Raw genomic sequence first — 6016 nt, forward strand, 5'->3', positions numbered from 1 at the left:
TTTCGGTCGTCACGCGTTCCCCCTGCCGAACGGCCGCAGGTTGCGGCGGATCCTCGTCGGCAGCGCGTGGTGGCCGCGCTCGAAGCGCTTCTCGATGAAGTGCTGGCCGACGCTCGCGATGGTGGTGAGCACCATGTACCAGATGGAGGCCACGATCAGCATCGCGATGACCTCGAAGTTGCCCAGGTAGATGCGCTGGGAGACGGTCAGCAGCTCGGCTCCGGCGATGACCGAGACCATCGAGGTGGTCTTGAGCATCGAGATGAACTGGTTGCCGGTGGGCGGGACGATCACCCTCATCGCCTGGGGCAGCACGACCCGGCGCAGCACCTGCCGGTGCGACATGCCGAGCGACTCGGCCGCCTCGCGCTGGCCGGGGTCCACCGAGCGGATGCCCGCCCGGACGATCTCCGCCATGTAGGCGCCCTCGTTGATGCCGAGGCCGAGCAGGGCCGCGGTGAAGGGGGTGATCAGCTCGTTGGCCTGCCACTCGACCAGCTTGGGGCCGCCGAAGGGGACGCCGATGCCGAAGGCGGGGAAGACCAGGCCGATGTTGAACCAGAAGATGAGCTGGACCAGCAGCGGGGTGCCGCGGAAGAACCAGGTGTACAGGGCGGAGGCGCCCCGCAGGACGCCGCTGCCGGACAGCTGCATCACCGCGGCGAGGACGCCCAGGGCCAGGCCGATGGCCATCGACAGCACGGTGAGCTGGATGGTGACCCACAGGCCGCCCAGGACCCGGCCGTCGCCGAGGTGGGCGACGACGACGTCCCAGTGCAGGTTCTCGTTGACGATGATCGTGTAGGCGAGCCAGACCAGGACGAGCCCGGCGGCGAGCGCCGCGACCCACCGGCCGGGCCGGGGCGGGCGGATCGCGTCGATGGGCAGGTCGGGCTCCTGGCCGGCCGCGGTGTTCCCGGCGGTCCCGGGGCTCTGGGTCACTTCCACGGCTTGGTGTTCACCATGGCCTCGGGGACGGCGTTGGCGGCCACGCCGTACTCCTCCAGGATCTTCCGGTAGCCGCCGTCGGCGATCAGCTCCTGCATGGCCTTGGCCACGGCGTCGCGCAGACCGGTGTTGCGCTTGTCGATCGCGATGCCCCAGGGGCCGGCGTCGTACTGCTCGGACAGCACGTCGTACTTGCCGGTCTCCTTGGCGTACATCGCCGCGACGGGCGAGTCGACGATGGTGGCGACGGCCCGGCCGGAGTCGATGCTCAGCAGGCCGGTGGGGGCGTCCTCACTCTGCATGATCTTCATCTTGTCGGCGCACTTCTCGTCCTGGCGCTGGCCGATGGCGAGGTTGGAGCTGCCCTTGGCCAGTACGACGGTCCGGCCGCACAGGTCCGGAAGGGTCTTGATGCCCTCGGGGTTGCCCTTCTTGACCATGATGGCGCCGCCGGCGTTGAAGTAGTCGACGAAGTCGACGGCCGCGCGGCGCTCCTCGGTGTCGCTCATCGAGGACATCGCGATGTCCCAGTTGCCCGCCTGGAGACCGGGGATGAGGCCGTCGAAGGCGGCGTTGGTCACCTTGGCCTTGAGGCCGAGCTTGGCGGCGATGGCGGCGGCCAGGTCGGGGTCGACGCCGGTGAGCTCCTGGGTGCCCTTCTTGTACATCTCCATGGGCGGGTAGCCCTCCGAGGTCGCCATCCGGAGCTCGCCGGCCTTGCGCACCGCCTCGGGCACCAGGTCCTTGGCCGACTTGCCGGCCGCCGCCGCGGCGCCGCCCGTGTCGCTCCCCGACGACGAGCGCCCGCAGCCGCCGGCGAGTGCCGAGACGACCAACGCGGCAGCAACGACTGAATACAGGCGCTTTGTCACGGAACCTCCTGCTTTGCGAATAGTGCAGCTCATGGTGCCGATGGCGGATAACGGCCCGAACACACCTGAATGCTTGCGAGCCTGAGCCACGGAATATTCGATGCTCCGGCCGTACGGCCTCCGCCCGGCCCTACCGTCGTCACCCATGAGCCTGGTGATCGAAAGCGGCTGGCCGCGCACCGCGGAGTGGACCGGCGGCGAGCTGCGCCTCGGCGGGATCGGCGTGCGCGACCTGGCCGCCGAGTTCGGAACGCCCGCCTACGTCCTCGACGAGGAGGAGTTCCTCACGCGCTGCGCGCTGTGGCGCGACGCCCTGCCCGACGGGGAGGTGCACTACGGCGGCAAGGCGTTCCTGTGCCCCGAGGTGGTGCGCTGGCTGGACGCCGCCGGGCTCTGCCTCGACGTGTGCACCGGCGGCGAGCTGGCCGTCGCCATGGCCGGGGGCATGGACCCGGCGCGGGTGGTCTTCCACGGCAACAACAAGTCCGTCGCCGAGCTGCGCCGCGCCGTCGCCTGGGGCGTCGGCTGCGTGGTCGTGGACTCCTTCACCGAGATCGAGCGGCTCGCCGCCCTGGCCGCCGGAGCCGGGACGCGCCAGCGGGTGATGATCCGCGTCACCCCGGGCGTCACGGCCCACACCCACGAGTTCATCGCCACCGGCGGCGACGACTCGAAGTTCGGCTTCTCGCTGAACGCCGGCCTGGCCGCCGAGGCGGTCCGCCGCGTCCTGGCCGAGGACTCACTGGAGCTGGCCGGCCTGCACTCCCACATCGGCTCGCAGATCACCGACCTCGGCGGCTTCACCCTGGCCGCCGGCCGGATGGCCGCCTTCCTGGCGGCCTGCGAGGACGAGCACGGCGTGACCATCCCCAAGCTGGACCTGGGCGGCGGCCTGGGCATCGTGCACCGGCCGGGCGACCCGGCCCCGCCGAGCCCCGCCGAGGTGGTCGCCGCGCTGCGCGAGGCCGTGCCCGCCCGGGTACGGCTCGCCGTCGAGCCGGGCCGCTCCGTCGCCGGGCCCACCGCCGTCGCCCTCTACGAGGTCGGCACCGTCAAGGACATCCCCGGCGTGCGGACCTACGTCAGCGTGGACGGCGGGATGAGCGACAACCCGCGCCCGGCGATGTACGGCGCCGCCTACACCGCCGTCCTGGCCTCCCGCGCCTCCGACGCCCCGCAGCGACCGGTCACCGTGGTCGGCAGGCACTGCGAGAGCGGCGACGTGCTCGTCCGCGATCTGCCGCTGCCGGCCGACGTACGGCCGGGCGACCTGCTGGCGATCCCCGCCTCGGGCGCCTACCAGCGGTCGATGGCCAGCAACTACAACCACGTGACCAGGCCGCCGGTGATCGCGGTGCGCGACGGGGCGGCGCGGGTGATCGTGCGCCGCGAGACCGAGGAGGACCTGCTGCGCCTCTACGTCTGAGCGGGGTCAGCCGCCCGGTCAGGGCCCGGCGCCCGGCCGGGAACCCGCTCCCGGCCGCCGCGCCGCGTCCGGCCGGACGCGTGACCGGGGTCGCGGGCCGGGACCTCGGCGTACGCGGGCATGCGGCGGCGAGGTATGGTCGATCATGGTCGTTCCCCCGTCTTCTACCGGTCATTCCCGGCATATCGGGATCTTGTGGTTTTCATCCGGCGCTGTCAAGGGTTGACAGCGCCGGAGCCTTGAACGGCATACTCCGGATTCGCACTGATCGATATCAGGGCACGCGTATCTGGCCATCGCCGGACCCTGCGTGGTACCACTGCGTCCGATCGGCTGAATGACACGGACGACCACACCCGACGGCACGGAGTTCTCATGAGCAATCCGTTCGAAGACGAAGACGGCCGCTATCTCGTCCTGGTCAACGGCGAGGGGCAGCACTCCCTCTGGCCGCTCTCCATCGACGTCCCGGACGGCTGGGAGGTCGCGCACGGCGAGGACGGCCGGCAGGGCTGTCTCGACTTCATCAACGCGCACTGGACCGACATGCGGCCGCGCGGCCTTTCCGGAGCCTGAGCCGGCCGGACCCACGCGTCCGCCCGGCATGCCAGCCGTTCCCCCGGTCTCCACCGAGCCGATTTCCCACCCAGCCGATCTTCACCGGGCGCGGACCCGCGCTCCGCGGTCCAGGTCCGTGCCTCTCGGGCCATGAGAAGTCTCCCTCTCCGCAGGTCCATCGTCGTACCTAAAAGCCGGAGTTTTCATGAAATTTCCTTCTTTATCGGGCAATCTCGCCGAGCTGTTCGAGGCGCGGGTCGCGGCGGACCCGGACGCCGAGGCGGTGGTCTGCGGCGAGGTCCGCCTGAGCGCGGCCGAGCTCAACGGCCGGGCCAACGCCCTGGCCCGCCGCCTGATCGCCGCCGGCGTCGGGCCCGAATCACCCGTCGCGGTACTCATGGAGCGCTCCGCCGACGTGGTGACGGCCCTGCTGGCCGTCACCAAGGCCGGCGGCGCCTACGTCCCCCTGCACCCCGCCCTGCCCGTGAGCCGGATGCGCTGGATCGTCGAACGGACCGGCGCACGGGTGGTCCTGACCGACACCGCCTACGCCAAGCACGAACTGGCCGAACACGCCCGGGCGATGGAAGACATCCAGGCGATGACGGTCACCGCGGACAGCGACCCCGACAACCCGAACCTCGACATCGCCGCCGACCGGCTGGTGTACGCGATGTTCACCTCCGGCTCCACCGGCACCCCCAAGGGCGTCGCCGTCACCCACAAAAACATCCGCTCCTTCGCCACCGACCGCCTCTGGAAGGGCCCCGCCCACCGGCGGGTCCTGTTCCACACCGCCTCCTCCTTCGACGTGTCCATGTACGAACTATGGGTCCCCCTCCTCAACGGAGGCACCGTCGTCGTCGCGCCCCCCGGCATCGTCGACGCCACCACCCTCACCTGGGCCCTCGACGAAGAGGCGGTCAGCGCCGTCTTCCTGACCACGGGACTGTTCAACGTCCTGGCGCAGGACCACGTCCCCCTGCTGGCCCGCGTCCCGGAGTTGTGGATCGCCGGTGAGGCCGCCTCCCCGGCGACCGTGGAGCGGGTGGTCCGGGCCGGGGGCAACGTCTTCAACGGCTACGGCCCCACCGAGACCACGGTCTACGTCACCGCGCACCACGTCACCGAGCCCGGCCCCCTCGTGCCGATCGGCCGGCCCCTGGACGGCACCCGCGCCTACGTGCTGGACGACCGGCTCCGGCCCGTCCCGCCCGGGGTGGCCGGCGAGCTCTACATCGCGGGCGAGCACCTGGCGCGCGGCTACCTGGGGCGGCCCGACCTGACCGCCGAACGCTTCGTCGCCTGCCCCGAGGAGCCCGGCGCGCGGATGTACCGCACCGGCGACCTCGTCCGCCGGTTGCCCGACGGCACCCTGGACTACGTCGGCCGGGTGGACAACCAGGTGAAGATCCGCGGCATCCGGATGGAGCTGGGCGAGATCGAGGTGGTCCTGGACCGTCATCCGGACGTGGCCCAGGCCGTCGTCCTCGCCCGGGAGGACCAGCCCGGGGACAGGCGGCTGGTCGCCTACCTCATCCCCCGCGCCGCGAACCCCGGAGCGGGAACGGACGCGGACGCCGGCACGGGTGCGAAGGCGGAGGAACTCACCGGACGGGTGCGGCGCTTCGCCGAGGACAACCTGCCCGCCTACATGGTCCCGTCCGCCTTCGTGGTCATGGACGCCTTCCCGCTGAACCACAGCGGCAAGGTGGACCGCCGCGCGCTGCCCGCCCCGGAGACCACGACCTCCGGGACGGCCCCGCGCACCCCCGCCGAGGAACGGCTGTGCGCGCTGTTCGCCGAACTGCTGGCCGTCCCCGGCGTCGGCGTCGACGACGACTTCTTCGCCCTGGGCGGCCACTCACTGCTCGCCATGCGCGCCGTCACCGCCATCCGCGCCGCCTTCTCCGCCGAACTCCGCATCCGCGACGTCTTCGAGGCGCCGACCGTCGCGGAGCTGGCCGTACGGATCGACAAGGCGGCGACCGGCGACGCGGTCCGGGCCCGGCCCGCACTGGTCCGCGCCGAGGACGCCGAGGACGCCGACCGTTCGGAGCTCTCGTTCGCCCAGTACCGGGTCTGGCTGGTCGACCAGCTCGCCGAGAACGCGAGCCTCTACACGATCCCGCTGGTGCTGCGGCTGACGGGCAGGCTGGACCGCGAGGCGCTGCGCGCCGCGGTCGCCGACGTGGCCCGGCGGCACGAGACG

General features: G+C 71.7%; 5 protein-coding genes. 3 read left to right on the forward strand and 2 right to left on the reverse strand.

The genetic code is table 11. From position 1 onward, the window contains the following. Nucleotides 1–9 precede the first annotated feature (9 nt). Nucleotides 10–948: an amino acid ABC transporter permease gene (locus ACZ6W9_RS36505; protein ID WP_362947287.1), complete on the reverse strand. Its 939-nt coding sequence runs from the start codon at nucleotides 946–948 to the stop codon at nucleotides 10–12. Beyond that, complete coding sequence (locus ACZ6W9_RS36510) at nucleotides 939–1820, reverse strand: ABC transporter substrate-binding protein (RefSeq protein ID WP_389968666.1); 882 nt, start codon at nucleotides 1818–1820, stop codon at nucleotides 939–941. Before ACZ6W9_RS36510 ends, ACZ6W9_RS36505 begins: the two co-directional genes overlap by 10 nt. Before the next feature lie 145 nt (nucleotides 1821–1965). Between ACZ6W9_RS36510 and lysA the strand changes: the two genes are divergently transcribed. The 3 genes from lysA to ACZ6W9_RS36525 form a co-directional block, all read left to right on the forward strand. Then, a complete protein-coding gene (lysA, locus tag ACZ6W9_RS36515) occupies nucleotides 1966–3246 on the forward strand; it encodes a diaminopimelate decarboxylase (protein WP_389968667.1) in 1281 nt (426 codons plus the stop codon). A gap of 375 nt (nucleotides 3247–3621) precedes the next feature. Further along, nucleotides 3622–3822 (forward strand): MbtH family protein, encoded by a 201-nt coding sequence (locus tag ACZ6W9_RS36520; RefSeq protein WP_389968669.1) that lies wholly within the window; start codon nucleotides 3622–3624, stop codon nucleotides 3820–3822. 187 nt (nucleotides 3823–4009) lie between these two features. After that, nucleotides 4010–6016: non-ribosomal peptide synthetase (locus tag ACZ6W9_RS36525; RefSeq protein WP_470121824.1), on the forward strand; the 2007-nt coding region annotated here is incomplete at its 3' end.

The sequence above is a fragment of the Streptosporangium sp. NPDC053982 genome, from assembly GCF_055585205.1.

Bases quoted from the DNA above. Each gene is read 5' to 3' on its own strand.
- lysA (WP_389968667.1), top strand. From the start codon at position 1,966: ATGAGCCTGGTGATCGAAAGCGGCTGGCCGCGCACCGCGGAGTGGACC.
- ACZ6W9_RS36520 (WP_389968669.1), top strand. From the start codon at position 3,622: ATGAGCAATCCGTTCGAAGACGAAGACGGCCGCTATCTCGTCCTGGTC.